Origin of the sequence: Methylomonas sp. 11b (assembly GCF_000515215.1) — a bacterium.
In the GTDB taxonomy this organism is placed as follows: Bacteria; Pseudomonadota; Gammaproteobacteria; order Methylococcales; family Methylomonadaceae; genus Methylomonas.
The window spans coordinates 464,750-490,842 of record NZ_KI911557.1; the positions used below are offsets into that span (position 1 = coordinate 464,750).

Annotated in this window: 28 protein-coding genes and 1 pseudogene; 6 read left to right on the plus strand and 23 right to left on the minus strand. The window is 51.1% G+C overall.

Annotated features, from left to right (window positions below; translation table 11 throughout):
* Position 1: 1 nt before the first annotated feature.
* From METH11B_RS0102245 to METH11B_RS0102260, 4 genes are all read right to left on the minus strand, one after another.
* A complete protein-coding gene (locus tag METH11B_RS0102245) occupies positions 2 to 2,638 on the minus strand; it encodes a transglutaminase-like domain-containing protein (protein WP_026600592.1) in 2,637 nt (878 codons plus the stop codon).
* Between the two features lie 12 nt (positions 2,639 to 2,650).
* Positions 2,651 to 3,343 (minus strand): hypothetical protein, encoded by a 693-nt coding sequence (locus tag METH11B_RS0102250; protein WP_026600593.1) that lies wholly within the window; start codon positions 3,341 to 3,343, stop codon positions 2,651 to 2,653.
* Positions 3,343 to 4,584: a hypothetical protein gene (locus METH11B_RS0102255; protein ID WP_026600594.1), complete on the minus strand. Its 1,242-nt coding sequence runs from the start codon at positions 4,582 to 4,584 to the stop codon at positions 3,343 to 3,345. The genes METH11B_RS0102250 and METH11B_RS0102255 overlap by 1 nt, the downstream gene beginning before the upstream one ends.
* 316 nt (positions 4,585 to 4,900) lie before the next feature.
* A complete protein-coding gene (locus METH11B_RS0102260) occupies positions 4,901 to 5,371 on the minus strand; it encodes a hypothetical protein (protein ID WP_026600595.1) in 471 nt (156 codons plus the stop codon).
* 288 nt (positions 5,372 to 5,659) lie between these two features.
* On the opposite strand from METH11B_RS0102260, the gene METH11B_RS0102265 reads away from it, so the two are divergent.
* The gene (locus METH11B_RS0102265; RefSeq protein WP_036275554.1) at positions 5,660 to 6,538 is read left to right on the plus strand and encodes an AraC family transcriptional regulator; all 879 of its coding nucleotides are present in this window, start codon (positions 5,660 to 5,662) and stop codon (positions 6,536 to 6,538) included.
* A 624-nt stretch (positions 6,539 to 7,162) separates the two neighbouring features.
* Here the strand turns inward: METH11B_RS0102265 and METH11B_RS30095 are convergent.
* A complete protein-coding gene (locus METH11B_RS30095) occupies positions 7,163 to 7,363 on the minus strand; it encodes a hypothetical protein (protein WP_442919021.1) in 201 nt (66 codons plus the stop codon).
* 431 nt (positions 7,364 to 7,794) lie between these two features.
* Between METH11B_RS30095 and METH11B_RS0102275 the strand changes: the two genes are divergently transcribed.
* Positions 7,795 to 7,953, plus strand: a complete 159-nt coding sequence (locus METH11B_RS0102275; RefSeq protein WP_155931062.1) for a hypothetical protein — start codon at positions 7,795 to 7,797, stop codon at positions 7,951 to 7,953.
* 149 nt (positions 7,954 to 8,102) lie between these two features.
* Here the strand turns inward: METH11B_RS0102275 and METH11B_RS30100 are convergent.
* From METH11B_RS30100 to METH11B_RS0102320, 9 genes and pseudogenes are all read right to left on the minus strand, one after another.
* Positions 8,103 to 8,270, minus strand: a pseudogene (locus METH11B_RS30100) (IS3 family transposase); the annotation flags it as partial.
* A 125-nt stretch (positions 8,271 to 8,395) separates the two neighbouring features.
* Positions 8,396 to 9,244, minus strand: a complete 849-nt coding sequence (locus METH11B_RS0102285; protein WP_026600598.1) for an EAL domain-containing protein — start codon at positions 9,242 to 9,244, stop codon at positions 8,396 to 8,398.
* Between the two features lie 326 nt (positions 9,245 to 9,570).
* Entirely contained in the window at positions 9,571 to 10,032 is a 462-nt protein-coding gene (locus tag METH11B_RS0102290) for a c-type cytochrome (protein WP_026600599.1), read from the minus strand.
* Positions 10,033 to 10,070: 38 nt separating this feature from the next.
* Positions 10,071 to 10,781 carry a cytochrome b/b6 domain-containing protein gene (locus tag METH11B_RS0102295; protein ID WP_026600600.1) on the minus strand — a complete coding sequence of 237 codons (711 nt, stop codon included), beginning with the start codon at positions 10,779 to 10,781 and terminating at the stop codon, positions 10,071 to 10,073.
* Between the two features lie 18 nt (positions 10,782 to 10,799).
* Complete coding sequence (locus tag METH11B_RS0102300) at positions 10,800 to 11,693, minus strand: dienelactone hydrolase family protein (RefSeq protein WP_026600601.1); 894 nt, start codon at positions 11,691 to 11,693, stop codon at positions 10,800 to 10,802.
* Between the two features lie 158 nt (positions 11,694 to 11,851).
* Positions 11,852 to 12,262: an ExbD/TolR family protein gene (locus tag METH11B_RS0102305; protein ID WP_026600602.1), complete on the minus strand. Its 411-nt coding sequence runs from the start codon at positions 12,260 to 12,262 to the stop codon at positions 11,852 to 11,854.
* Entirely contained in the window at positions 12,262 to 13,038 is a 777-nt protein-coding gene (locus METH11B_RS0102310; protein ID WP_026600603.1) for a MotA/TolQ/ExbB proton channel family protein, read from the minus strand. The genes METH11B_RS0102305 and METH11B_RS0102310 overlap by 1 nt, the downstream gene beginning before the upstream one ends.
* A gap of 20 nt (positions 13,039 to 13,058) precedes the next feature.
* A complete protein-coding gene (locus METH11B_RS0102315) occupies positions 13,059 to 13,871 on the minus strand; it encodes an energy transducer TonB (protein WP_026600604.1) in 813 nt (270 codons plus the stop codon).
* A gap of 348 nt (positions 13,872 to 14,219) precedes the next feature.
* Positions 14,220 to 14,405 (minus strand): hypothetical protein, encoded by a 186-nt coding sequence (locus tag METH11B_RS0102320; RefSeq protein ID WP_026600605.1) that lies wholly within the window; start codon positions 14,403 to 14,405, stop codon positions 14,220 to 14,222.
* 767 nt (positions 14,406 to 15,172) lie between these two features.
* Here METH11B_RS0102320 and METH11B_RS0102325 point away from each other — a divergent pair.
* Positions 15,173 to 15,535, plus strand: coding sequence for a hypothetical protein (locus METH11B_RS0102325; protein WP_155931064.1), 363 nt, complete (start codon positions 15,173 to 15,175; stop codon positions 15,533 to 15,535).
* Positions 15,536 to 15,600: 65 nt separating this feature from the next.
* Here the strand turns inward: METH11B_RS0102325 and METH11B_RS0102330 are convergent, their stop codons facing one another.
* The 4 genes from METH11B_RS0102330 to METH11B_RS0102345 all read right to left on the minus strand — a co-directional run bounded on the left by METH11B_RS0102330 (position 15,601) and on the right by METH11B_RS0102345 (position 18,368).
* Positions 15,601 to 16,200 carry a hypothetical protein gene (locus tag METH11B_RS0102330; protein WP_026600607.1) on the minus strand — a complete coding sequence of 200 codons (600 nt, stop codon included), beginning with the start codon at positions 16,198 to 16,200 and terminating at the stop codon, positions 15,601 to 15,603.
* A 278-nt stretch (positions 16,201 to 16,478) separates the two neighbouring features.
* Complete coding sequence (locus METH11B_RS0102335) at positions 16,479 to 17,339, minus strand: carbon-nitrogen hydrolase family protein (protein WP_026600608.1); 861 nt, start codon at positions 17,337 to 17,339, stop codon at positions 16,479 to 16,481.
* The gene (locus METH11B_RS0102340; RefSeq protein ID WP_026600609.1) at positions 17,332 to 17,934 is read right to left on the minus strand and encodes a GNAT family N-acetyltransferase; all 603 of its coding nucleotides are present in this window, start codon (positions 17,932 to 17,934) and stop codon (positions 17,332 to 17,334) included. The genes METH11B_RS0102335 and METH11B_RS0102340 overlap by 8 nt, the downstream gene beginning before the upstream one ends.
* A 125-nt stretch (positions 17,935 to 18,059) precedes the next feature.
* A complete protein-coding gene (locus tag METH11B_RS0102345; protein ID WP_026600610.1) occupies positions 18,060 to 18,368 on the minus strand; it encodes a DUF6156 family protein in 309 nt (102 codons plus the stop codon).
* Between the two features lie 324 nt (positions 18,369 to 18,692).
* On the opposite strand from METH11B_RS0102345, the gene METH11B_RS0102350 reads away from it, so the two are divergent.
* The 3 genes from METH11B_RS0102350 to METH11B_RS0102360 all read left to right on the plus strand — a co-directional run bounded on the left by METH11B_RS0102350 (position 18,693) and on the right by METH11B_RS0102360 (position 22,129).
* A complete protein-coding gene (locus METH11B_RS0102350) occupies positions 18,693 to 20,048 on the plus strand; it encodes a (Fe-S)-binding protein (RefSeq protein ID WP_026600611.1) in 1,356 nt (451 codons plus the stop codon).
* Positions 20,049 to 20,052: 4 nt separating this feature from the next.
* Positions 20,053 to 21,759, plus strand: a complete 1,707-nt coding sequence (locus METH11B_RS0102355; RefSeq protein ID WP_026600612.1) for an AAA family ATPase — start codon at positions 20,053 to 20,055, stop codon at positions 21,757 to 21,759.
* A gap of 178 nt (positions 21,760 to 21,937) precedes the next feature.
* Entirely contained in the window at positions 21,938 to 22,129 is a 192-nt protein-coding gene (locus METH11B_RS0102360) for a hypothetical protein (RefSeq protein ID WP_026600613.1), read from the plus strand.
* A gap of 334 nt (positions 22,130 to 22,463) precedes the next feature.
* On the opposite strand, the gene METH11B_RS27545 is transcribed toward METH11B_RS0102360, so the two are convergent.
* The 5 genes from METH11B_RS27545 to METH11B_RS0102390 all read right to left on the minus strand — a co-directional run bounded on the left by METH11B_RS27545 (position 22,464) and on the right by METH11B_RS0102390 (position 26,041).
* Positions 22,464 to 23,261: a restriction endonuclease gene (locus METH11B_RS27545; protein ID WP_026600614.1), complete on the minus strand. Its 798-nt coding sequence runs from the start codon at positions 23,259 to 23,261 to the stop codon at positions 22,464 to 22,466.
* 28 nt (positions 23,262 to 23,289) lie between these two features.
* Positions 23,290 to 23,811, minus strand: coding sequence for a DUF6998 domain-containing protein (locus METH11B_RS0102375; protein WP_026600615.1), 522 nt, complete (start codon positions 23,809 to 23,811; stop codon positions 23,290 to 23,292).
* Positions 23,812 to 23,973: 162 nt separating this feature from the next.
* Positions 23,974 to 24,240 carry an RnfH family protein gene (locus METH11B_RS0102380; RefSeq protein WP_197027003.1) on the minus strand — a complete coding sequence of 89 codons (267 nt, stop codon included), beginning with the start codon at positions 24,238 to 24,240 and terminating at the stop codon, positions 23,974 to 23,976.
* Positions 24,241 to 24,244: 4 nt separating this feature from the next.
* A complete protein-coding gene (locus METH11B_RS0102385; protein WP_026600617.1) occupies positions 24,245 to 24,682 on the minus strand; it encodes a type II toxin-antitoxin system RatA family toxin in 438 nt (145 codons plus the stop codon).
* Positions 24,683 to 26,041: a sodium-dependent transporter gene (locus tag METH11B_RS0102390; protein ID WP_026600618.1), complete on the minus strand. Its 1,359-nt coding sequence runs from the start codon at positions 26,039 to 26,041 to the stop codon at positions 24,683 to 24,685. It abuts the gene before it with no gap.
* Between the last annotated feature and the right edge of the window lie 52 nt (positions 26,042 to 26,093).

Sequence of the window (26,093 nt, forward strand, 5' to 3'; positions counted from 1 at the left end):
GTTAATTACCACGGTTGAGGATTTCGAAAGACAGCGAGTTTAGCCGTCCGGTCGAAGTCGTATACACTTTGCGGATGTCGACCTCGAAATGGTTACTGGGGCCAGCGACTAAAGTGGCGGGCAAGGTATATTCGACCCAGGATTGACTGGTATCGCGCAACAATAAATCGTTGCGGATGCCAGCGACGGTCGTAGTCGAGTAAACATTGGCCGCGAGGGTTTTGGAACGGTAGGCAAAATCGGTGCTGATAAAGCCTTGCGCAGCATCCAGATAATTAAAAAAAGCTGTATTCGTACCGCCTCGGATGCTGTTAAAACTGTTTTGCATGAGTACCAGAGCGGAATCAATGGTCGTACCATCTCCCCAACTGGCTCCGCAGGCGCCACCGGCGGTCAAAGTGGTCGAACCGCCATAGGTGGTCTTCCAACCATTGAGGGTGTTTTCGTTTTGATCGCAGTTAGTGAGGTAGCCATTCCAATTGTCGTTGTAATAAGAAAGCGTTCCTAGTCGTGAATCGGTTGCGCCGGCAGGCGCTTTTTTCAGCATATCGAACCCCTCTAGCGCGGTTGTCGTCGTATGCGACCAACTGTTTGGCGTAGTGTTGAATAAGGTGCGCGATGCCAGCGAAAAAGGCGAAGGTGCCGAAGCCCCGAAACCGACCGAATTGAGAAAAGCCGGTACGGTATTGGTGGTCGTATCGCGTTTGACGTTGACAAGGCTAGAGCCGCCCGCCAAGGCCATCTGGATGCCGCGCACCGTCGATACGGCATCGTAGCCGGTTAATTCCTGCCAGGTTTCGTGTTCCAACGACGAGGAAATATGGCCCAGGAATTCGAACTGGCGGTTCGAGTAATTAAGGGCTGCCTCATGGCTGCGGTACGAGCCACCGATGGTAATACCCTTCATGTCGATTAACAAACCACCCGGCAGGACGGAAAATGCGGTGCCGTCGATGTATTCAACATCGTACACAGAGCTGACCACACCGAGAAAACCGATGATTGGCGTCTTGGTTTTCATCAGATGATCAGCTCGCTCGAACTGTTCGCGCTGGTTGGCATAATACTGGGTAGCCGCAACATATAGCAGACCGCCGGTTAGGGCATCCAGAGCCGGTTTGTTTTGTAAAAGCGGTAAGTCTGAAGCGTCCCAGCCATTGTTTGTGGTATCCACATAGGGTGTGCAGTTCATACCGCTGGTATAATCGCAAGCCTGCCCATTACTGCCGGGGTCGGCGGGATTAAAAACGATCTTGTAGTTGACGTTATCGGCCAACAGTTGATCCGCCGCCCGATGCACTTGCGACCAGTTAGACGATTCGCCGCCGGTGGCGATCAAATAATAACCGCCGATGATGCCGGAATAGGTCGCTGTAATGGTTCGATCATTGGTACCTCCACTGGGATCGGGGGAACCGTCCATCGTCACCGTAATGGTATAGGGGTTACCGATGGCGGGGGTATAGCCGGAGATAGTGCCGTTACCCGACAGCGGACGGGCTATTTCAGTACCGCCTAATCGGGTGACCATATTGGGGATATTACCTGGCGGCGGAAACTCGGTAGTGAGCGTCAAGCGCCTGGTATTCAGTTCCGCTAATAAGGCATTGCCCGCGCCCAGATTAACGGTCAGCGTGCCGCCGCCGGATAGTGGGGCGACCATATAGATGCTGATCGACAATCGCTTACCCCATTTTTTCGGCTCGCTAGCGGGTACGGCCGCATCGTGCAGGGCCACCGAATCGTAGCGCCGAATGCTGCCTATTACCGGGTAAGGCAGAGAGGCAGGTAATAACCCATCTCGAATTTCGACAATTTGCCCGGCATCGGCGACATCCTCCAGGGTTTTACCGGGATTGCTGCTACGCAACCAGGTTGCAATCTGTTCTTCCAGAATGGTCAGCGGGTTTTTATCTTTACGCAGCTGTGTATCGGTCGCGGAATCCTTAATGGCATTGTAATAGCCGGTATAGTCGAAACTCAGAGCATTGTAGGGATCGATATTCAAACCATTGTAGGTCTTTTGTTTAAAACTGCCATCCAATGGAATCCAATTACAACGTGACACATTTGCCGGCAGCGCGCAGTCTACCGACGAGTTGGTCGTCAACCCCCGGTATTGATCGAAAGGCACTAACACTTCGGCCCACACGTGTTCCAAATCCACCGTACTGCGATCAGCAGCCAGCGTGACACCTTGAATGCCCTGGTCTTTCAACACTTGCACAGCGACATCGAGATTGCTAATTCTCAGCCAGTTGGTCAACTGAGTTGCGGGTAGCCGGACGATGCCAACAGCATAGCGGGCCGGGATGTTCTGCGAACGCAGCATGGCAATCAACGCGGTAGCGATGTCGACATCGCTACCGCGTTGCCCCATAAAGGTATTGATCGACCCCGAACGCGAACCGTGGTAAGCGGAAAACTCAAATTGGTTACGCACATACTCATAAATGGCAACCGCGTTTTTTAATTGAGCTGATTTATCAACTAAAGGTTGGGCCTCGCTACCTGTGAAAATGATTTCAGGCGTTTCGGATTGCAGCGCAAATGCCTCGGTTACGGGTAAAACGGTGGCTAAACCCAAGGAAATGGCGAATGAGCGAAGTATTTGCGGCAAATACCGGCGTGGCAACATGACGATTCCTTGTTAGTGATTGGATTTGTTTTTACGGCTTTGTTTGGAGGTTGGTTTGGATGCTTCGGCTTCTTCCCAGGGCATGGCTTGAATGGTTGGGGTTTTGCTAGCCAGCGGCAAGTCAATGACGCCGTGTTTTTCGAATTTGAGCCGCTCGCGAAAATCTCGTAATAGAGTGACTCGGTCTGTGTTGGTGTCGCTGATGGTTGCTTCGAGCTTGTCCGCCCATTGTTCGAAAAGTCGCCCTCGCTGCTCACCCACTGGAAAGCCTGCGGAATACAGTTCGTGTTTTGCGGCGGCCTTGGTCCGGCTTTGCCATTGGCTTGCGTCCTGACGAAGCTTTGTCACCACATCCCAGGCTTGCGTTCTTGCAGTTGCGCGTAAGGCGTCGCTTGTTGCTTGCTGGTTTGGTGCTACCACGGGGGCTTTATTTCCCAGGCTGATGCGGACTGTTTGCGATGGCAATGCTTCTGCTGCGATTAATTTATCCAAGGTTGTACGTAACTGTACCAGTTGCTCTTTTTCCGGCGACTCTTCCTGTACCTTATTTTTAGCTTGTAGCACCTGGCGCCCAATCAAGCGGATGGCATCCAGTTTTTCCGGAGGCAGTGCGTGGCTGGCTGTGTTTGCCTCCGTTTGACTGGCAGACTTTGAGTCTGCATGCGCCGTAAAGGCTGCCAGAAGCAAACATAACATAATGCGCATTACCATACTCCTTTGCTGATAGACGAACGACGGCAATAACCCATGATGGCAAACAACCCCAGAGCCATCAGGAGTTGGCCCAACACCGGCACCGCCGGCACCTGTACTGGTGCGCCAGGGTTGCCTGGATTTCCGGTCCAGTCCAGCGACGCCAGTTGCGTCAAACCGGATAATGGGGTTATGTTGGCAAGATTGTTATTGTTAAGATTGGCGCTGGCCAGATTGACGGCCCATTCCAGCCCGGTTAGATCGGCAATGCCCTGATTGACGGCGGTCAGGTTAGTCAACTGCGCTAGTTCGCCTCGGTTCAGATAATCCATGGAGTTACGCCCCAATGCCAGATTGATCGCCTTGCGCAAGGCTTGGTCGGGGATGGTGACGGGCGTGGATTGAACCGATGAATTGGCGGCAGTGGCCACTGCCCGCGTCGCTAATGCGGTGGTATAAGGATCGGCATCCCAGTTGCCGTCCAGTCCCTGGCTGGCAGTTAGTCGCGACAGAAAGGTGGTGGCAAGGGTGTTGTTGCCGGCCTCTTGCGCGGCCTGTGCTGCCAGCGCCTGAATAACCGTCGGCGCAGTTGAGTTGACTATTGTATTGAGCGTACTTAGGCCGTTACTTATAACGCTGGCAAGTGTGCCATCCTGCACGGTGTAACGGCTTAGTGCTTGAATCACGAGCGCAGTAACGGCCGGGTCACTACTGCCGGCATTACCAACCGCCCAGCCTTGATCGTTAGTGCCGGTACGCTGGCTACTTTTCAGAAAATCGAGAGCTGGCTGTACTTGTATACTGCTGCCCAGATCGGCATAAGCGATCAGTGCCAGAGCGGTATCGATGGCCGAGCTGGTATAGATCGGAGACAACCCCCAGCCAGAAAAGACGGTGCCGTTACGCGTTTGGGCGTTTTGCAAATAGGTCAACGCATAACCGAGATCATCGCCATGACTATTGAGTGTGCCTGCACGACGAGAAATTAGATCGACGTTGCCACTATCGTGGCTTTCCAGCCAGGTAAGGCCGGCGAAGAAGGCTTTTTGTCGTTTGTATGCGGTACCAAGTGCGCGAACAACGGCACTGGTATAAACCGGCTGAATGTCTGCGCTTGCTCCCCAGCTGCCATCGATGTTCTGTTGCCCCGCTAACCATTGAGCACCTTTCGCCGTCGGTTGATCGTAAATTCCCGCATGGACCGAAAGGCTAAGCGACAGTAGGCATAATGCGAATGCTCTGCAAAATATCATGGAATAACATCCCTTTTATTCTGGTTGCGAAACTCGGTTGTGGCTTGATGGCAATTACTTAATGGCCGCCGCTAACATGCCAAATATCGAGCATTACACTGAAAAATACAGGGGAAATGTGACGAATGTATTAAAGGCTAAAAATACATCATCAACTGAGCTGTTGGTGGGGAGTTTTGTTCACTGAAACACTGTCGACATTAGGCCGGAACGTAGCCCCGTCAGGCATTGAAGGAGCAATATGTCCTATTTTTAATGTATGAGGTAGCACCTGAAGTGGAGATGAATTTATCCTGACAGCCCATTAACATGGGCGCTAACTCGGTTTTCCGTTCCATTGCGCCTCAAACCCCAAAAATCCCGGCGATTCGCTGTCCGGTTGTGCATAGACTTTATACACCGTCGGCCCGAAACCCAGCGCGTCGACTACCGTCAACACCACTACCGCCCAGAGTGGATCGGCGGTTAGATACCATGTCGGCAAAGCCGATAGGGCCGCCACAAAAAAGCCCCAGTCGCTATGGGTAATGGTCAAATCGCCCGGCCGCCGATAGGCCAGAAATGCCACCAAGATGGTCAAACTGCCCGACACACCGATCGGCCAAGCACCGACGCCGCCGCGATCCGCGATTTGCGCCAGAAATACCACGAAGGTGGTGCAGCCCCAAATCACCCAGGAGAACACATGCGGCTGAACGGCGCCTTTAACGATAGCACGTATGTAGGGCAGCAATGTGCCGATGGTCAACGCAATCGCCATGGCACTGAGCACGGGTTTTAACGGCATTTCGATTCCAGATAAAGAGGGCGGATGCACATTTTAATGGGCATTGCCGCGTGTGCCTACCGGTTGCGTATTCCGATGCAAAAATGCAATCAACTTGTATGCTTAAGACATTATGGTTGCACTGATACAAGCGTAAGCACTGCTCGCAAGTGCGTTAGTCTGCTTCATTAACCTGGCTAGCGACAATAGGAAAAAATTGGTTCTTAGGATAGCAATTATGATCAGGATACCCATTCTGGAGCATGACAGAATAATCCCGCCTAGAAGATATTAGAGATTACTGGAACAATGACTGACCTAGCTATGCAGAGATGTTCATATAAAGACAGAATGGACCGAGTATGTGACTACATCCGGGACAACCTTGATGAAGATTTATCTGTAGAAAGATTAAGCCGGATTGCCTTATTTTCGAAATATCACTTCCATCGGCAATTTTCTGAGTATATGGGGATTAATGTCTTCAGATTTATCCAGTTGATACGTTTAAAACGAGCATCATACCAGTTGGCATTTAGCCAAAATCTGCGGATTATCGATATCGCATTTGATGCCAAATTCGAAAATCCGGAATCGTTTGCCCGCGCATTTAAAAAATCCTTTGGTCAGACACCCTCACAATTCAGAAAAAAACCGCAATGGAAGTCCTGGCATGAAAAATATCGGCTACCCATACCCAGAGGAAAAACCAACATGCAAGTAAACATCGTGAAATTTAAAGAAACCAAAGTTGCCGTATTAGAGCACCGTGGGGCGGTTGAGACATTGAACGATTCGGTCGGGGTCTTTATCGAATGGCGCAAGGCCAGCCAATTGTCCCCTGTGAAAACCAGCAATACTTACGGACTCGCCTACGACGACCCCAAAATCACGCCCCCTGAAAAATTCAGATTTGACCTCTGCGGCTCAGTCGAAACTGACGTGCCGGAGAATCCGCAAGGTGTCATGACTAAAATCATCCCAGGAGGGCGTTGCGCTGTAATTCGCCATCTAGGCCCGCATGAAGCAATGGACGACAAGATACGTTTTTTATACGGGACATGGTTGCCAGAAAGCAATGAAGAATTACGGGAATTTCCTTGTTTTTTTCACTATCTGAACCTCTTCCCTGATGTGTCCGAACAGGAGTTGATCACTAATATATATTTGCCTTTGAAAGAAATTTGAATTATTACATCATGGCCAAGGGAGGACATAAGGATTCGGCCCCGGTACGATTCAAATACGACCAAAAACATGTCGCTTGTATGTCTGCATGGCCGAGGGCGCACAAGTGACATACTTAGGTGTTCCGCGGCTATGCCGCTGGGTGTGCAAACGGGTAGGGGGTATCGGTTTTCATCGAACATTCCCGATACCGGATTGTTGACCTTTTTGTATATAGAGACCAATAGTTTCAACAACACGACCTTTTTGAGTCGACTAGACTGATCCATCCTATCCATGGTTGATTTGGCGACAGTCCCCGCTCGGACGGTTTGGAGGCTAATCACGCCCGCTTTGGCAGGATCTTGGGATTGGTCGAACTGGTGGCGACGCCCTGAGTGCGCATGATGTGTTTGAGCGGGGTTTTGGGCAGATTGTCAGAGATGTCACTGTCTATGATGCGCAGGGCGATCGGTTATTGACGTTACCCAGCACTGGCGGGCCTTATCCTGGGAACCCGTACGGGCCGCAAAATCCGTAAAGGTTTGTGTGGCGATGAACAATCGGAATTTTGTGCCGCGGCCTTTGTTCAAAACTTGAATGAAAGGATCGTTGATGACTTCAGTCGCCTCGTCGACGACACATTCACTGGTCGATCCGAAGCGCCTTATTATCGGCGACAGCAGCCAAATCGGCCAACAGAATCGAGCCAATCGTACTGCCCACTATGCCATCCGATAACGAGTCCAGGCCGATATAAGCGACTTGGTTTTTTTCGATGATGTGTCCGGTATTGGCGGTCGGCCGCACATGATCCGCGTCGTGTGGGTTTGGGGCAGCATGCAAACTTGTGAAGGTGTTCGATAAAAAAGAGTGTGTTGTGAAGATCTGGCACCTAAAAGCCAAGGAATTGAGACGATGAGGCGTTTCATTAGTGACAGTATAGGTTTTAGTATAGTAAATTAAGTATAATATAAAAAAATCCTTATATTTCATGGGTAATACACTGCTGCATCATCGGCGTGTGTTGCATTTTCTCGTCTTGCTTGGTGCCTTGTGTTTTCTGGTTCTTCATTTGTAAGCAGATTACGCCTAAGTAATATTTGTTTGTTTTATGTTGAGCATAATATTATCGACACTTATGAAAACTTACCTGTAGTTCACCTTTTAGACTGGGTTTTTTCCGGTTAGCCGCGCGCCATCATTCGCTTCAAAAAGCCTATGCCAAAATGCAATTCGACCCCCGTACCGCTAAAGCTTTGCTACCTGGACAGCATATGGCTTTTGATGATTACTTAGGACTGCGTTTGTTTGCCATGGCAAAGGTCAGAACCTGGTTTATAGAAGCACTGTTGATGGAAACCTTCGACAAGTATCGATTGGTCGTTGGTGGTCTATGTCATTCCCATTGGCTATTGTCGCTTGGGAAGCTTTGAAAAACCAGCGCGATTCTGGCAGGGATCCTGCTTTAGAAACAAAGCAAGTGAAATTAGAGGAAAAGCCTACGTTAAAACAATAGGCGGCAAATGCTGAGGACGCTTATGATGCCGGTCGCCTAAACTTGATTGGGTTTTACGACGTTAAGTTACCGATCTGGATGATTGGGAAAAATGGCCTCATTGTGATTGCTATCCGTTGTCGATTGATAGCGTTTGGGATAGCGCACTTTCAGCTTGAGTTGCAGCATCACCTGACGCGTTTTATATCGCCCAACAGCAAATCCTTGCTTTTTCAACTCATTCGACAAGCGGCGTGAACCATAACACTAATTACAAATTATATTCGGGACGTTTGTGTTGGTTGCTCTCGCTCATATTCACCTCAAAAGACGGTATAAAGAGTGTCCTGTGAAATGTCCGGCATGATTAAACTATTTCATTAGCCGTTGGCCGCAGATAACTGGACGCTTTGTTCGAAATAGTCCCCCTGTACCAACTCGAAGCCGGTATTGCGAGCCAATGCCGCTGTGCGTTTGTCGTCGATCTGCAGCATGAAGCTTTGGCTGTTGATCGATCTTGCCAAACTGCTTAACTGTTGGAGTTTTTCCAGAAGTTTATTGTCGCGGATACGGTCCAATTCCAGCGCCGAGATACCGACAAAGTTGGGCGCCGCACGGGTGATGAGCTCGAAGGCCGATTTTTCCAGCGAGTGATAATCAAACTTCAACGCCAATTGGTAGCCGCGGCGTTGATAGTTGTTCAGGCCTTTTAGCAGCAATTGGTAAAAACCGGCATAAGCGTTGTTTGCAGTCAATGTGATGGCGACATTGGCAGTTTGCAGGCCGCAAGCTACTATCACTTCTTCAAAATAAGCGCCATGATCCTCTTTGACCCCGAGTATATGCCGCGGGTCGACTTCCAGAAACAATAATTCGTCCAGATGTGCTTGCGGCAAATAGTTCAGCATGTGTACGGCTCGTGACATCCGGTCGAAATTGATGATGGATTCGACATTGGCTTGTTCGGCCTGGGGCAGGGCCAGGTATTGTTCCAGTTCGCTGCTTTCAATGGTCTGTTTGTTGATAGTGGATACGTTCAGTTGCGCAATGTGACCGATAACATTTGCTGTGCGCAAAGTCTGGCGCAGGGGCGACAATCTGCTACCGATGCAGATCGGGCCGAATATCCCGTGCACCGCGCCGTTGTCCAGCACAAATGGCCGTAAGCCGTTATTGTGTTCTTGCTCCAGTCTATCGTTAAAATATTCGACTAATTGTTGTAAAGGCATGAGTATCTGTCCAGTAAGTCCCTAGTAACTGATGGTTTGCTGATAAACGCAAAGGTTAGCGAAACTAACTCATTAAATAAAACGATAATATTTGAAGTTAATATGCCAAGATTAGAAATGCAGGCACTAAGCCAGGCATGCCGTTTTTAGGGAAGTGGTCAAACCCAATCCGACCCTCTGGTCAACATGATCGAATTGGTGTTTCTGTCCATACTTTTAGATGCGGAACTCGTCCAAATAGGGTTCGGACAAGTCCCGGTAAGCCGAGTTGCTGTCTAGAAATGCCTTAAAGCCTCATGGATTTTTGGCGTTCGGGGCAGATGTATTTATTCGCGAACCCGAATCAAATCGTGGCAGCTTTTGCAAGATGCGCCAACTTTGCCGAATTGGGCTTTGATTTCCGCTACGTCGCCGTTAGCCGCCACTTTTTGCAATTCGTTGGCTTCCTTGATGAACGTCGCTTCGATTTCCTTCACTTCGTCCTGTTTTTCGAAGAATTCCGGCTTCAGACGCGTCGCTTTCCAGCCGGTACCTTTATCGGTGCCCGGGCCGTAAAGGCTGAGTAGACCGGAATTGGCGACCGCGGCAACAGCATTCGCGGCAGCGATCACCTGATCTTTATTAAAGGTTTCCGGATGGTCAGCTGCTTGCGCTTTGATTTTCGCAGTATTCCAGCCCAAGAACGAGTAGGCGGATTGGCGGAAGCGGATCTGGTCTTCTATGTCGCCGGCCACAGCCGCTGTCGTGACAGCGCCCAGCGCCAGTGTGATTATCAGTTTCAATTTCATGGGGTTAACTCCTTGTGGTGTTGTAGAAAAAGTAACGTTTAGGTTTTTGGATGGGCCGTAGCCGTTTGGAAGCTGGCCAAGGGCGCCAGATAATTCACAAAACCGCCGCTCCAAACGCCCCAGACTACCGTCACCGCGATTAACAAAGTGATCACGAAGCGGATCGGGCCGACTGGTTTGATCGGGGAGGGTGCCAAGGATTTAGGCAATTGCTTTTTGCCGGTCAGCATCGCGACAACCAGATTGGTTTTTTTCAGGCGTTGGTACAAGACAATCGCGCTGACATGCACCGCGACCAAGCCCAGCAGGATATTCACTGCAAAAATATGCCATCCGCTCAATTTATCGCTGACCTCTTTGTCGATGGCATGAAACAGCGGACCTTCAAAAGCAATATCGTCGTTAGCGAACAAGCCGGTGATAGCCAGAAAACTCAACACCGCCAGCAAGGCGATAATCGCTATGGCGCCGGCAGGATTATGGCCAACGCCTTGCCATTCGCCTTTTACGTATTCGACTAGTCTGGAAACCGTCGGAAAGAAACTGGCGAAGCGGGCATGAGTGGTACCAATAAAGCCCCAGATCAATCTAAAGACCAGCAAGCCCAGAATCAAACTGCCGAAGCGGGCATGCCAGTCGGTCAGATTGCCGCCCAGTTTGCCGGTGGCGTAAGCGCCGACCACGGCTACTACCAACAACCAGTGAAACAGTCGTAATGGCCAATCCCAAATATGCACTTCCACTTTCATTGAAATCCTCCCGATGGTTTAACTGTCGCGCAGATAAGCGTTGAAGAAACTGACGGTTCTGTCCCAGGCTAGTTTGGCGGTGGCAGCGTCGTAGCGTGGGGTGGTGTCGTTGTTAAAACCGTGTTGCACGCTCGGATAGGTGTGGGCTTCGTAATTGACGCCAGCTTTTTGCAGGGCCGCTTCATAAGCCGGCCAGCCAGCATTGATGCGGTCGTCGACGCCAGCGTAATGGATCAGTAAAGGGGCTTTGATTTTTGCGGCCTGATCGGCGGCAGGTTGGGCGCCGTAGAACGGTACGCCAGCGCCCAGATCCGGCAGACGGGTGGCCAGGAAGTTGACGATGCCTCCGCCGTAGCAAAAACCTACCGCGCCGAGCTTGCCGTTACTTTGCGGCAGCTTTTTAATGGCTTGCGCTGCCGCCAAAAAGTCGGCCTGGGTTTTTTCCTTATCCAGTTTTTGGAACAATTCGCGGGCCTTGTCTTCATCGCCCGGATAACCGCCCAAGGTAAACAGCGCGTCCGGTGCGAAGGCAATGAAATTATCCAGCGCCAGGCGGCGAGCGATGTCTTGGATATGCGGATTCAAACCACGATTTTCGTGGATAACCAGCACCACTGGTAGTTTGTTGGCGGCTTTGGCCGGTTGTACCAAGTAACCGCGAATCTTGCCGTTACCATGCGGGGAGGGGTATTCCACATAGGTGGCTTTAATGCGCGGATCATCGTCTGCTACTTGCTTGGCTTCGGCGAAGCGCGGGTTAAGTGCTTCCAGCAGGGCTTCGGCGGTCAGGCCGAGTAGGGCGTATTTAGGCACCGATGATAAAAAGTCCCGCCGGGAAATATAGCCATGCACGTATTTATCAAAAGCTTGTAACGCTTCTGGATGAAAGTCTTGAGCGGTCTTGCGCGCCATCCTAAAGTTCTCCTAAAAGTTTGTGCCTAAACGCAAATAAACCCTGGACGCAGCAGCGGCATCCTTGGTCTTGGCGTGGTTCGGGTTGTGCTGGTGCCGCAGCCTTCGCCGCCGCGATTAACCAGCCGGGCAAACTTGTTACCCGGCCAGTTCATGATTTATTGCGGAACGGTCAGAACCGACAGCTTAGTGACGCCGGCTCGTTCGATGGATGACATCACTTTGGCAACGATGCCGTATTGCACCGCGTCGTCCGCGTTCAGGTTTAAAGCAAACTCAGGGTTGGCCGCCAGGCGGTTTCGCAATTCGCCTTCGATGATTTCCAACGGAAACTCTTGTTTATCGATGTAGATTTTGCCCTGGGCATCCACACTCAGATACGAGGCCGCTTTGTCGTCCGGCGGCGCGGTTTCCGCAGTTTTCGGCAGGTTGACGTGTACCGCCTGGGTCAACAAGGGGGCGGTGACGATAAACACCACCAGCAGCACCAACATCACATCCACCAAAGGGGTGACGTTGATTTCACCCATTACGTCATCGCCGCCGTCGTCTTTAGTATTGAAAGCCATTATGCGTGCGCCTCTTTCGCGATTAATTCTTCATGAGTGTCTTTGATATTGGACTTTTTGCCGCCGCTGACATCGGTCAAACGTGCGGAAGCTGCCGCCGCTGCCGGTTTACTGCCAGCGCGTTCGATGATGAACGAGCTTTTCAGAGCCAAGTGCACGAAGTCGATGGCAAAGTCGTCCAGGAAGGCCCAAACCACTTTGTTACGGCGGATGAAAAAGTTGTAACCCACAACCGCAGGTACCGCGACCGCGATACCCACAGCGGTGGCGATCAAGGCTTCACCGATAGGGCCGGCGACCACTTCCAAGCTGGCCGAACCGGTTTTGCTGATATTGGTCAACGCACCCATGATGCCCCACACGGTACCGAACAAGCCCACGAACGGCGAGATACTGCCAATGGTCGCCAGCACCGCCAGGCCGCTTTCCAGCGAACCGCGTTCTTTTTGCATTTGCTGGCGCAAACGTCTGTCCAGCAATTCCTGTCTGTCCCAGGTGTGTTCCAGATCGTGAGTGGATGCACCGCCGTCAGTTTCGATCAACGTGGAGAAACCGATGCCGGCGACTCGTGCTGCAGGGCCGTCCTGGTTTTCCAAGTGCGCAGCCGCTTGAATGTTGGGCGCGCTCCAAAACTCCTTGTTGTAACGGCGGTTGTGATAGGAAATGCGAATGTGTTGAACGCTTTTGATCAGGATTAAGCCCCAGGTCACGACCGAAGCGGCGATTAAGGTGTTCAGGGTGCCATCGACGATGACATTGGTTGCGATATCAGACATTTTTGATCCTCAAAAAATAATTACAATTTAAAAGTAAATGGAACCGTGGTGTAGCGGGCAATCGCCGTATCGCCGCGTTTGGCCGGCACGAAAGACCACTTGAGAACGGCTTTGACGGCAGCATCGTCCAGGATTTTCTGGCCGCTGGATTTGCTGACGGTAACGCTATCGGTGGTGCCGTCGGGTAGCACGTGTACTTTCATCACCACTTTTCCTTCCCAGCCACGTTCTTGCGCGACTTCCGGATATTCGGGCAGTGGGTTGTGCAGGTAAGCCGCGTCGGCTACCGGCTCGGTGATTTTTTCTTCAACCACTGGCGCCGGCGGGGCTGGCGGTGCGGTAGGCGCTGCCGGCGCGGTATCTACTACCGGAGTCGGATCGGGCGCGGGTGCTTGCTCTACCACTTTTTCCACGGGTTTAGGCTTTTGCGGTTTCAGTGGTACTACCTTGGGAGTGGGTGGCTTAGGTTTGACCAAGGGTGGCGGTGGGGGCACCGGTTTGGGTTGTGGTCTTGTCAGCGTGATTTGGACTTTGGTCTCAGGCTTGATCGGCTCCACAATTTCCTGCTCAAACGCCGCGCCGCTAAAGTGATTGACCACGGTGTTGTGGATAAAAATAGTCAGCACGCCGATTAGTAAAAAATCTACCCATTTATGATCGCGCGTTTCAGTGACGTACTTAAAATCCCCCAAGGCAACTGCGACTCGCGAATGCGTTAAACCTTCGGACAATTGAGCGACAGACGGTTTTAACGAAACAACGTCCGCTGCGTCCCAATCTGCGGGAGCGCCCGCCGGTGCAAATTTATTAAAAGTCGCTAAAGGACTGCTCATGCCACTGTTCCCCATTTCTTAAATATAAATGCCATATTCCCTGTTGTGCCGCGCTAAGTAGGCGGCTGTTTGATACGCTAAATAAGCTTTGATTAGTGCTGTTGATTTCCAATACAGCACGAGCTGTGCCAGATTGTCGAATAGCGTCGCTATGTTTGGTATGGATGGCAGGTAAGAACGCTAAGTGGTTTATTTATCGATTGTTTTTAGGGCGAAAGTTGGGTTAGGCGCGAGCGGATAGCGAGGGATTTTAGTTGGTATTAACTGCTGAATTGCTTGCTGAGCACCAATTTCCCGGGTCTTGTGTTTAGGAGGTGTTTGTAGGGCAACAGTTGTTGAGTGGAAGTGTTACTTAGCTGTTGCGACTCGCAATCGAAAACGCGTAAACCAGCAATCAGCACAAATTTCGACCAGGATTAAATGCCGCTGACGGGCATTCAAGCCGACATTATCTGCAACTGAATCGGCTTTGTTGCATAAAGCGGCACTGCTCAAGCGGTTTGCCAAACTGGGCAGGCCGGTCAACGTTGCCATGCCCTAAATCCGTCTAACTGATTTGGGGAAAGGGGGTAGTTTGGTTTTCACAGGATTTATGAGAACCGGGGAGTCGCTATTTTTGCCGAAAGATTTTTTCGGGCATCCTGCTGGAAAAAATCGGCAAAAATTACGCGACGGCTTATGCCTTCGGCGCCCCGATTCGTCCGCGTCACCTCGTTCCGACCCAACAAGGTGTCGAAACATCGGCTCTCGCATGACTTAACGCCGTGTCGCGATGCCTTGCAGGTTTTCTCCGCTTCGCTGCGAAAACCCGCCCGGCGCTACGGCTATCGGGGACTAAAAATCTTCACTTCGCTGGCGCTCCGTTTCCAAGATTTTCAGCGAAGGCCTGAGTACAGCAAACCCGGCTTGCAATGAATTTGCTGCCTAGTTTGGTGTGTATCCTAGTGGTTTGGCATCAATTATGCTCGAAAATTTATGAGATTTGTTTGTCAACTAATTGACTATCATAAGAAAAATTTTGCAACTAAGCGTTTTAAAATTCGCCAATTAACCGTGATCGGACTATTATTAGTGACGTTTCCAGGATTGTATTTGCAGCCTGGTTCGCAGTAACCAATTAAAATTGTGTTAAGCGATCAATGTTTAGATAGAACCCCATTTGCTAGAGCGGATTGTTAGTCGTCGCAACAATTTTGGCCGCTACCGGCAGATAGCTTAGACCGAGCAGGTTGGACAAACTCATGTAGAAGGAGGGTTTGTTTGCCGAGCTCATAATGCCAACTTTGGAACAGGAGGAAATCATGAAAGCCCATGATTTTTCGTTTCTAAAGCAGTCCAAACCAGTTTCCGCCATCATCGGCGGCTTGCTAGTTATTTGTGCGCTAAACGTTTTTGCGGATGCACCGCCTCCAGAAAGCTTCGACACGCCCTCCGCGTTAATTCTGACCCCATCGGACCAAGCGCTGACAGCCGACGCCACTGATAGCTCGAATCTTTTGTTGAGTAATACCGGGCGCGGCACGGCAAACCTTAAACCGACTGAAAAACGCAAAAGCCGGCCGGTGAACTTGGGTTGCGGTGTCGATGTGAACCAATTTCCCAGTGAAGACAATTCGCTGTCTAGTCGATTCGTTGGGGCGTGCGATTTGAAGCTTCGCTACTGAAGTCAGGTATCTGTCGGTCTGGCGAGGCTAGGTCTGAAGTTTAAGTTTTACGCCTGGAAATGCACTTAGCCGACCAAATGTTGGATTTGCTGGCTGGTAATCGCGACGGTATTTAATTTGCGGATTTGCGGTTCGATGCCGTCGAAATTGCCGCGGAACTCCATCAGACGCAACTCGGCTTCAATATCGGCTACTTCCAATAGGTTTTTCAGCAGCCTATCCTGCATTTCTCGCAAGCCGCGCTGTCGGCCGAAATAACCTTCCAGGCATTCACCCACCAGCATGAATGCCGCGGCAAATACAGTCAATACGGCAAACGCCAGTACCAACTTGGGTATTCCCTGAGTCAAGGCTGCTATCAATGCGCCGGCCGACAAGGTGGCGATGGTGCTGCCGATCAGACGTAAGCGCACCGAACCTCGCAAACGCACGCTCAGCAAATTATAAATACTCAAACACTCCTGCTTGACTAGGCCTTTGGTGCTCATGGCTAAATCGACCAGCAACTGCGATTGCGAATCGCTGTCTTGCCCCATTAATTTTCCGGGCCTGAGGGTTTCGGTGTAACCGGGATGTTTCGCGCAAATTTGATCCAGCAATTCCGGTCTTAACCTGCTTAGCAGATTGACCAGAGCCTGGATATCAAGAGCGATTGAGTCAAGCATGCATATCTCCGCCGGGGCGTGTAAATGGACAACACCTCAATAATAACCGGGCTTGGCTATTGCGGGCACTGTTTTTTCGGCATTACGCAAGTTTAGGAGAATTGGCGCAAAAACCAAGGAGATAAGCTTTGTTAAAGCAAGTGGCCTTGATGATGCACGATGAGATCGAGCTGAAATGTCTTAATTGATCGGCGTTTTGTTGGATCGAAATGCGAGATTATCCAGTACGCCAGGCCTCGTGCTGCCTGGCGTACTGGTTAGAAAAGGGTTGTGAGTGCCTAGCGGCAATCGAATTGCTTAGGCCAATCCCGGTAATTAAACACCTGACCTTCCTGACGGACGATGTCGACGGCGGAGAGGTCCAAATCGGCGTAGACCCATTGAACATGGTTGTATTCGCCAATCGCCAGAATGCCGTTATTCGGAAATCCACGATCTACCGGCGTGTAAATCGCCGCCGCACCGCAGTTCACATCCACCGCTTCCGACCAATCTGCGTTACCGACCAATGAGGCTTGTACTACGTAGCATTGGTTTTCCAAGGCGCGGGCTTGGCAACCGATGCGCACCCGATAATAGCCGGCTTCGGTATCGGTACAGCTCGGCACCAAAATCAAGCTGGCACCGCGCTCGGCTTGTTGGCGGGCATAGTGTGGGAACTCGCTGTCGTAGCAAATGTTGATCGCGACTTTACCGAACACAGTATCGAATAACTTGATGTCCAGGCCGCGGGAAATATGCCATTGCTCGTTCTCAAAGCGAGTCATCGTGAGCTTTTCTTGATAATCCACGTCGCCTTGCGGGGTGAAGAAATAAGCGTGATTGCGAAATTCGCCACTGTCGTGTTTGACCGGGTAAGTGCCGGCCTGGATGTAAACCCGGTATTCGGCGGCCAGGGTTTTGAATAGGTCCAGATAACCCGGCAGCAAGGTTTGCAAGGCATCCAGTTGGCCGTTCAACGAAGAATAAACCTCCTTCGGAAACAACGATGCCAATTCCATGCAGGCATATTCCGGGAACAACAGAATCTCGGCTTTGTTCTCGGCGGCTTCCTTGACCCAGCTGCGGGCCTTGGCTGCGAAATTTTCCCAGGTTTCCAGGAAGCTGATGTCGTATTGGGCGCTGGCGATTTTAGGCACGGTCTTCTCTCAACCAAAAAGTCATGGGTTTGGCGGTTTCTGCGACGTCGTCGAGATCTTTCCAGGTATAGGTGGTTTTCAGCTCGGGATGTTTGACGTAGCCACGCTTGTTCCAAAATGTATCCAGCGGCACGTAATCCGCCGGCCGGCGCGGATGGTCAAGCGGGCGTTCAACGCAGCAGAAGGTGATGTGTTTAAAACCGCCCAAATCTTCGGCATGGGCTTCGCGTTGTTCGAAGAAGCGCACGCCTATGCCCAAGCCGCGATAAGCCTTGTTTAGCACCGATTCCCCGCAATAAAACACCTCATCCGGGTTGTAGCCGTTCTCAACGAATGGTTTTTTGACCTCGTCGGTTTCGTATTTCAATGGTATCGCCGTCGACGCGCCGATGATGGCGTCGCCATCGAACGCCAGCACGATGACGCTTTCCGGGCAATTTATGTAAGTTTGCAGGTATTTCTTTTCGTACTCGTAATCGCCGTCATACAAATACGGAAAATCCCGGAACACCTCGATGCGCAGTCGCGCCAGTTCCGGAATGTATTGAATCAGGGCTTCGCCGCTGAGGCGCTGGATGCGGATGTCTTTGCTCATGCTGGTTTGCGGTTGAATGAAAACAAAATGTCGGTCGCCAAGGTTAAGGCGCGAGAGACATATTGTATTGTAGGCGGTAGCTAATTGCCTATGGCAAAGGTTTATGAATCTATTACACCGGCCAGCTAATCAACTTTCAACGCAGCTCCCGTTTCGTCAAAGCGTAACAGGTCGATCTCGCCGTCCGCATCCGTTATCTCCGCCTCGGCTAGAACCCCGTTAGCATGATAGGTATAGACATGGCGTAATTCCACTTCGCCATAGACCAGTTTTTCCAGCAGCATTAGACGTTGATCGGCAGCGTAGCAGCCGCGGAAGTAGGTGTTGCGGTTTTCCAGATGGCTTTCGTCTGCCAGTTCGTTGACTAGTTTCAACGGTAATTTCACGCCGCTATAGCTGATGAAATAGCGGGTATCCCAGTTTTCTAATTCCACTTTTGTTTTCCCAGGTTAAAAAACCTATTTCCGCAATATTTGTGCCGAAATAGGTGGCCCGTATTACCTGGGGTCGCCGGTGATTTGGCTCGGCTACGCTGTGACAAATCGTTCGCGGCTTTTGCGGATTGTCGGTTTTGCTACAGTGTGCCGAGCAGCAATCCGGTGGGGAAATGTCACAATCGCAGCAAAGGCATGACGAATAAGCGCAGTGCATCCGCCAAGTACTGAAGGGAAAGCGGGAAGCGTTGCGCTTATCCGCCCTATGCCGATCCGACTGGCTTCGTTTTTGCTTGATCTAGGTTTTTAATCAGCCTAGTGCCTATGAAACTGTTTCTGGATTGGTCGTCTTATGAAAACGCCGGGATGGGCGACGCCTATGCCGATATTCCCAAGCATGGCGCCGACTTTGCCAAGGCCGTGGCAGTGTGCATCGGCAGCAAGCAATGCGAACGGGATGCCAAAGGGGTGATGTGCCCTAGTTTTAGGGTGACGCAAAATCCCGGCCTGTCGCCCGGCGGCCGAGTGAGAGCCTTGAAAGCAGCATTGAACGCCGAAAACGACGCGGCCTTTTTCAATCCGGAATTGGCCGAAACCATGGCCTTGTGCATCAGTTGCAAAGGCTGCAAGCGCGAGTGCGAGAACGAAGTGGACATGGCCTTGATCAAGGCCGAGTTTCTGGCGCAGCAAGTGCGGCGCAATGGCTTGACGCTGCGGCGGCGCTTGTGGGCGGAGTTACCGAAAATACTGCGTTGGCGCGCGCTCCGGCCCTTAATCCAATGGCGCAATCGCATGCCGCTGCTGGCGCGTTTAGGCGAAGCCTGGCTGGGCATCAGCGCCAAAGTCCGCTTGCCGGAACCCGCCGCGCAAGCGTTTCAGGTGCCGGCGCAATCCGAATTAAGTTTGCATCCGGAGTTAGTCGAGAAACAGGTCGTGCTGCTGGTCGATACCTTTAATTATTACTTTAATCCGGCCGCCGCCGAAGCCGCTAAAAAACTGCTGAATACCGCTGGTTATCATGTGCATATTGCTACGCCCTTGGCTGGCGATGAAGCGGATCGGCCCTTATGCTGTGGCCGCACTTATTTTTCCAATGGTCTGATCGATAAGGCCCGCATCGAAGCGCAGCGCATGCTGGCGGCTCTCGCCGAGCATGTCGCTGCGGGGCGCACGATCATTGGCTTGGAACCGTCCTGCATTCTCAGTTTGCGTGACGAATATTTAAAGCTGGGTTTAGGCGAACCGGCGCAAAAACTGGCGGAAAAGGTCTTGTTACTGGAAGAGTTTATCGTCCGCGAACAAGCCGGCAAACGCTGGCCTATAGAGTTTCAAGCCATCCCCGGCGTTAACAGTTTGCTGTTGCACGGCCACTGCCATCAAAAAGCCGTTGGTGCGATCAAGTCGGTGCGCAAACTTCTCAAGCAACTGCCGGATCTGAAATTCGAACTGATCGAATCGTCCTGCTGCGGCATGGCCGGCAACTTTGGCGTCGAAGCCGAGCATTACGATCAAGCCCAAGCCATGGCCGAGTTGGCCTTATTTCCAGCGCTACGTGCCGAACCTGACGCACTGCTGGTCAGCAACGGTTTCTCTTGTCAGCAGCAGATCGGCAATGGCGGTTTCGCCAAGCCGCTGCATTTAGCCGAAGTACTTTGTTTAGCCTTACCGTCACAGGATTGATGCCATGAAATTAACCATCGACAAACGTCATCTCGAACAACTGCTTAACGATCACCCCCGCTTGCAAAGCATCAATGAGCAATTGCGTTTTGGCACCAAGGCGCAAGTGCCTTACGATTTACTCAGTGAGGCAGAATTAGCCAGTCTGGCCGACATCTACTTGCAACACGGTGAAGCCTTACAACAGCAAGCGGCGCTATTGATAGCCTTGCAAGCGGCGCTGGCCGACAACAGCCATCGCTACAACGTCGATCAACTGGAAATGTTGTTGCCGGCAATTGCCAATTATTTATTGGAGGGCGGGCTGCGTGGTTGGCTATTTCATGTGCAGCCTTCCGGCAGAACCTTGGCTTATCTGATCACTCGCCTGGATTACACCCCACCGGGAGAAGAAGAAGCCGGGCGGATCTTGATCGAATTAAAGGCCAACACCAAGGGTAAAATCATGGTGGAGAGCCTCATCATTCGTAGCAAAGATCTGGCGAACAAAACCATCCCGGAGATTTTTGCCACCAAAGGGTACTTAAAAGAAACCCCGGAATTAATCGCCAGTTACGATGAGGCTACCGCGCGGTATTTTGACTGGCGGGCGCGCTATGGCGAACAGTTTTCCGGGTGGGGTACCGGCGAATATGCCGAGGACCCAACCGCCAGCCATCGCAGCAGCGACTGGACGCGGAAGAATACGGTGGTTATGTCCTCCGGCGGCGGGATCTGCCGCTTGGTCAACGACGAAAATATCCTCAGCGAACGGGCGTTGAGCCTGGATGCCTCCGGCGACATTCTCGGCACTTATCTACGCAAAGCCGGTAAAAGCATGCGCTATGACAGCAAAACCGAAAGCGCCATGGAAGCCGCCAAAGCCGATGTCCCCAAAGGTATGTTCACGGAAATGCCGGTCCATGGCTATATCCTGATGTTTCATTTGGAGTTGCATCACCACGTTTGGGTGCACGTCGACGATACCCAGCCATATGTGTATCAGCCGGAATTGAAACAAAAACTGATTTTGCCACCGGAACAAACCGATCTGATAGACATCCTGACGGCGGAAATGGACATGCTGATGGACGACATCGTCGCCGGCAAATCCGGCGGCACCACGGTGCTGTGTGCAGGTCCTGCGGGTGTAGGTAAGACTCTGACCGCCGAAGTCTATTCGGAAATCATCAAGCGGCCCTTGTACCGGGTGCATTCCGGGCAGTTGGGTTTAAACGTCGCGGAGATGGAAAAAACCTTGAAGGACACTTTGATCCGCGCCCAGCGCTGGGGCGCGGTGATGTTGATCGACGAAGCCGACGTGTACATCAAAAGCCGTGCTGACAACCTGGCCTCCAATGCCGTGGTCGGTGTGTTCTTGCGGGTGCTGGAGTATTTCAACGGCCTGCTGTTCCTGACCACCAATCGAGTGGACGACATCGACGAAGCTATTATTTCCCGCTGTATCGCCATGCTCCGCTACCACGCCCCGGATCATGCGGACAGATGCAAAATCTGGCGGGTCATGACTGAGCAATTTAGCTTGCCGGTCAAAGAAGAATTGATCGACGAATTGGCAGCCATCTTTCCCGGCGCTACGGGGCGCGACATCAAGGGCCTGACCAAACTGGTCGCCAAATTCTGCCAGCAAAAACAACTGGCGCCGGAGCTAGAGGTATTTAAGCGCTGCTCGGTGTTTAGAGGCCTGGAGTTGCTGGACGAAGCCGCCTAATTTAAAAATCGGGTGGCTGTTTGCCTCGAATAGGGGTGAATCACAAATACACTTAATATTGTTACTGTTTTATTAAGTAAAACAATATATTACCGCTTGCGTGTATTGTTGAATTTAAATAAGCCGATATAGTGAATGCGAGATTTCGTTTCGACCGACAAACGGTCCGGGAGGGCAAATGAAGATCGCTAAGATAGGAAACACCGGCATAGCTATGCTGATCATTGTCATTGCCGGTTTGCTGGGCATACTACCGATGGGATTGGTCTTTTCGATATTGCTCTTTGCCGCCCTGATACGGGGTAGCGTGATGTTGATTGATAAAGCCATTGATAGCGGGGCACAAGCGAAGGAAATTGATCGGCATTAATGATATTTACCAATAGCCTGAAGTTTAGGAAAACCAATCCTTAGGACTCTGGTGGCCGGCATAAAAGTTAAGTTGTATACATTAAGCCCAACATTCGCATTTTGTTGGGCTTCGCTCTGCTCTCTATATTATTGCAATATCACAACCGGTTGAGCACCGTCGGGTCGGGCGGCTAGCGCCCCACCATAGTAGTACTCTTGGCAAAGGAGGGCATCGAGGACTTTGTCATCAATATCCGGCCATTGCCCAATAAGCTCGAATTCAACGGAGTCCATTTTGCGGAACATAACGTTCGAATTAACGGGCGCCGCCAGGCGTCCCGTTGAATGAGGGGTTAGGTTTCAATTTTTGATACTGAGCCATCGTCATTCAGGTAGCAAGCTTGATTTGCTAAAACGTCTTCCATGATGGCCCGCGCTGTATCGTTCAGAACGACCTCATCAGTAGTTTGGAAGCGATGCATTGTTAGGCGGTATTGAACTTCAGCGATACGAAGCAAGCCTAGCTCCGTTTTGTCGTATAGATCGACTGGCTCCACAGTGCCTATACCTTCTTCTGTCATTGTTTCGTTAACGAACTGAACGAGACCAATTTTCTCTTCTCCATTCGCATCGAACAGCACGGTGTTTCGGTTCCACTGAGAAGCAATTGAAAAAGAAGTCAGCCCTCTTTCTTTGAGGCGCTCTTTGGCTTGTTCTTCGTCGTATTTGATGTGCAAGATATCCGTGTTCGGGGCAGTGAAATTTGAGGTGATGCTCACAGATTTGAGCAGGTGATTGACAGTGACTAGGCGAACGCCATTCGCTTTGGCTATGAGTACGGCGCCTTGTTGATACCCTACGGTAGTAGCAAATACTCCAGTGACGTTTCCAATGTCTTGGATGGTTCCGACAAAAGAAGCTACATCAGATTTTTTTACTCGACTGTTGTAGTGCTTGCATTCGATACAGGTCTTGTAGGTGACGCCAGCAACTTTGAATTCCCAATATACATCAATTTGATGCGTGGCCCCGGAACGGCCTTTTATCTTCACGTTGTGAAGAACGTTTACGTTGTCAAATTGATCATTTCGGACGAGTGCCGCGTGAAGATCGCGTACAAGCACTTCATATTCAGTTGATATGCGTGTCATATACGAGGGGTTGGAACTTAACGTGGAGCTAAGGGGCGGCTGCCGGCTTGCCGGCAGGCGTCCCACTTGAGCGCAGGGTTAGAGCGCGCTTTGGGATGCGATCAGCCGGCGCTACCTTGGCGTTAAGTTTTGAAAGAGCTGAGACGGACACAGAGTGCAAATTTGTTTTCGTTGGCTTTCGGTTCTTCACGGCCTCCCAAGCGAGCGCGCCAGGGCCGTTGAATACCTCTGAAAATGTGCCATCGCTGTGAATTTGTATTCCGATGTAGTAGAGCGGGATGTGGTCAACCGGAAAGGTCAGATTCTTTTGCATTGTTGCTTTTATCTGAACAAGTCGGCCGTCACTGGCAGTTGCATCGTGGTGCTTTTGCAGATCCTCAAATAGCTTGATGTCGTAAGCTTCTTCCGCCAATACCTCGCCGAGGTCGCCGACCAATCGGCCATCGAGAGTGAATTGTTTTTTCTGTGTCTTGTACGACTGGCGCAATAGCTCAACAATCGCAAGCAATTGCCTAACTGCATCGGGAATGGTGATTGGCTTCTGAGGCATAAGCGCTCTAACTACAATTAGACATCCTAAATGACGCAAAACATTGGGTCAAAACGATGTCCAAACGTTTTAAAAAAATAAAAATATCGGTTCATTTCAACTGTGTGTCTGTATTTAGCACTGCCTAAATCAAATTGGTTAACCATCAAAAGTTTACCCAAACTACTTCTGCAACCGCCCCCGCCGCGCATCCATTGGATTCTGCGTTAAAGGTCGGTAAATTTCGACACGATCTTCTGGGCACAGAGTTTTATCCAAATTACAAACTACCCCAAAAATCCCCACCTTCTGCTGACTTAAATCGATTTCCGGAAACTCCCGCAATATCCCGGAAGCTTCTATGGCTTGATCGACGCTGGAATTTGCCTTCAGGCTGACAGGAATCATCAATTGTCGTTCTGGCGTGGCGTAAGCCACCTCAACCGCAATCAACTCATCCGCCATACAAGGCTTTTGCGCGTTGGGTGAAGGAGGAGACCATGGTGTTGCAGATCTGATTAAACACCGGGCCGAAGGCCAGGTTGGCCAGCATACCGGAGATCTCGAACTCCAGGTCCAGCGAGATTTTGCTGGCGTCTTCGCGCAAGGGCATAAAGCTCCAAAATCCCTCCAGCGAGGAAAACGGCCCGTCCAGCAAGCTGATCTGGATTCTGCCGCCTTGATCGACTTTATTGCGGGTGGTAAAGGATTTATGAAAGCCGGCCTTGGCGATGTCGATTTGGCCTTCGACGATGTTGCCTTCGCGTTTCAATATTTTGCTGCCGGAACACCAAGGTAAGAACTTGGGATACGACTCGATATCATCCACCAGATCAAACATTTGCTTGGCAGAAAACTTGACCAAGGCGCTTTTTTGTACAACCGTGATCATTTACAGCACCCCGAGTACATGTAAGAAGACGATGAACACTGCTGCCGGCGCTACGTATTTGATTAGAAATTGCCAAGCCTGAAAGCCTTGCGCCGGCAGTTCCAGTTCCTGCTCCGCATGGGCTTGTTTCATCATCCAGCCGGCAAACACCGCGATGCACAAACCGCCCAAAGGCAGCATCAGGTTGGCGGTCAGGTAATCCAGCAGTTCGAACAGATTTTTATCGAAGATTTTGAATTCTGACCAGATGTTAAAGGAAAACACCACCGCCACACCCAAGCCCCAGCAAGCAGCGCCTGCCCAGACGCAGGCTTTTTGCCTATCAATATTTTTGTTTTCCACCAGCCAGGCCACGGCCGGTTCAATCAAAGAAATTGAAGAGGTGAGGGCGGCGAAAAACAGCAATACAAAAAACAGCACGCCGAATAACCAACCGCCACTCATGTGACCAAAGGCTAACGGCAGCGTTTGAAAGATCAGGCCCGGACCGGTGGCAACTTCCAGTTGATTGGCAAACACCAAGGGAAAAATGGCGATGCCGGCCAGCAAGGCTACCGCGGTATCCGCGCCGGCAATAAAAAAGGTGGTTTTGGCAATCGAGACATGGCTGGGCAGGTAAGAGCCGTAAACCATGATCGCGCCCATGCCCAAACTTAGGGTGAAGAAGGCGTGGCCCATCGCGGTCAGCACCGCGTCGGCGTTGATTTTGCTGAAATCGGGGCTGAACAAAAAGTGGATGCCTTGCGCATAGGAGCCGGAAGCCATCGCATAAGCCACCAAAATAATCAGGATCACAAATAAGGCCGGCATTAAAAAGCGCACGGCTTTTTCCAGGCCGCCTTTCACCCCGCGCATCACCACTTGCATGGTGATGAACATGAACACGGTGTGCCAGAAAATTTGTTGAATCGGACTGGCCATCAAATTGTCGAACATTTGCTTCACTTCGCCGGCGTCGGTACCGAAGAAACCGCCGAAAAAGGCTTTAAAGATATAAGCCATCGACCAGCCGGCAATCACGCTATAGTAGGCCAGGATTAAAAAACCGGCGATCATGCCCATCCAGCCCAAATAGCCCCAACGTGGATCAGCTTTGGCTTCTTCGGCCAAGGATTGCATGGTGTTGATCGGGCTTTGCCGGCCACGTCGGCCCAGCATGATTTCCGCAATCATGATGGGTATGCCGATGGCTGCCACGCAGATTAAATACACCATCACAAAGGCGCCGCCGCCGTTTTGGCCGGTGATGTAAGGAAATTTCCAGATATTACCCAAACCGACCGCCGAACCGGTGGCGGCCAGAATAAAGGCGAAACGGGAGGACCATTCGCCGTGGATGGATGGGGTTTTATCGGTCATGTTGGGGAGCCCTTGTGTTTTTATATCGTTATTTAACGGGTGTGTGAGTAAA

Coding starts and splice junctions, on each gene's coding strand:
- METH11B_RS0102245 (WP_026600592.1), bottom strand. CDS start 2,638: ATGTTGCCACGCCGGTATTTGCCGCAAATACTTCGCTCATTCGCCATT.
- METH11B_RS0102250 (WP_026600593.1), bottom strand. CDS start 3,343: ATGCGCATTATGTTATGTTTGCTTCTGGCAGCCTTTACGGCGCATGCA.
- METH11B_RS0102255 (WP_026600594.1), bottom strand. CDS start 4,584: ATGATATTTTGCAGAGCATTCGCATTATGCCTACTGTCGCTTAGCCTT.
- METH11B_RS0102260 (WP_026600595.1), bottom strand. CDS start 5,371: ATGCCGTTAAAACCCGTGCTCAGTGCCATGGCGATTGCGTTGACCATC.
- METH11B_RS0102265 (WP_036275554.1), top strand. CDS start 5,660: ATGACTGACCTAGCTATGCAGAGATGTTCATATAAAGACAGAATGGAC.
- METH11B_RS0102275 (WP_155931062.1), top strand. CDS start 7,795: ATGGCTTTTGATGATTACTTAGGACTGCGTTTGTTTGCCATGGCAAAG.
- METH11B_RS0102285 (WP_026600598.1), bottom strand. CDS start 9,244: ATGCCTTTACAACAATTAGTCGAATATTTTAACGATAGACTGGAGCAA.
- METH11B_RS0102290 (WP_026600599.1), bottom strand. CDS start 10,032: ATGAAATTGAAACTGATAATCACACTGGCGCTGGGCGCTGTCACGACA.
- METH11B_RS0102295 (WP_026600600.1), bottom strand. CDS start 10,781: ATGAAAGTGGAAGTGCATATTTGGGATTGGCCATTACGACTGTTTCAC.
- METH11B_RS0102300 (WP_026600601.1), bottom strand. CDS start 11,693: ATGGCGCGCAAGACCGCTCAAGACTTTCATCCAGAAGCGTTACAAGCT.
- METH11B_RS0102305 (WP_026600602.1), bottom strand. CDS start 12,262: ATGGCTTTCAATACTAAAGACGACGGCGGCGATGACGTAATGGGTGAA.
- METH11B_RS0102310 (WP_026600603.1), bottom strand. CDS start 13,038: ATGTCTGATATCGCAACCAATGTCATCGTCGATGGCACCCTGAACACC.
- METH11B_RS0102315 (WP_026600604.1), bottom strand. CDS start 13,871: ATGAGCAGTCCTTTAGCGACTTTTAATAAATTTGCACCGGCGGGCGCT.
- METH11B_RS0102320 (WP_026600605.1), bottom strand. CDS start 14,405: ATGGCAACGTTGACCGGCCTGCCCAGTTTGGCAAACCGCTTGAGCAGT.
- METH11B_RS0102325 (WP_155931064.1), top strand. CDS start 15,173: ATGAAAGCCCATGATTTTTCGTTTCTAAAGCAGTCCAAACCAGTTTCC.
- METH11B_RS0102330 (WP_026600607.1), bottom strand. CDS start 16,200: ATGCTTGACTCAATCGCTCTTGATATCCAGGCTCTGGTCAATCTGCTA.
- METH11B_RS0102340 (WP_026600609.1), bottom strand. CDS start 17,934: ATGAGCAAAGACATCCGCATCCAGCGCCTCAGCGGCGAAGCCCTGATT.
- METH11B_RS0102350 (WP_026600611.1), top strand. CDS start 18,693: ATGAAACTGTTTCTGGATTGGTCGTCTTATGAAAACGCCGGGATGGGC.
- METH11B_RS0102355 (WP_026600612.1), top strand. CDS start 20,053: ATGAAATTAACCATCGACAAACGTCATCTCGAACAACTGCTTAACGAT.
- METH11B_RS0102360 (WP_026600613.1), top strand. CDS start 21,938: ATGAAGATCGCTAAGATAGGAAACACCGGCATAGCTATGCTGATCATT.
- METH11B_RS27545 (WP_026600614.1), bottom strand. CDS start 23,261: ATGACACGCATATCAACTGAATATGAAGTGCTTGTACGCGATCTTCAC.
- METH11B_RS0102375 (WP_026600615.1), bottom strand. CDS start 23,811: ATGCCTCAGAAGCCAATCACCATTCCCGATGCAGTTAGGCAATTGCTT.
- METH11B_RS0102385 (WP_026600617.1), bottom strand. CDS start 24,682: ATGATCACGGTTGTACAAAAAAGCGCCTTGGTCAAGTTTTCTGCCAAG.
- METH11B_RS0102390 (WP_026600618.1), bottom strand. CDS start 26,041: ATGACCGATAAAACCCCATCCATCCACGGCGAATGGTCCTCCCGTTTC.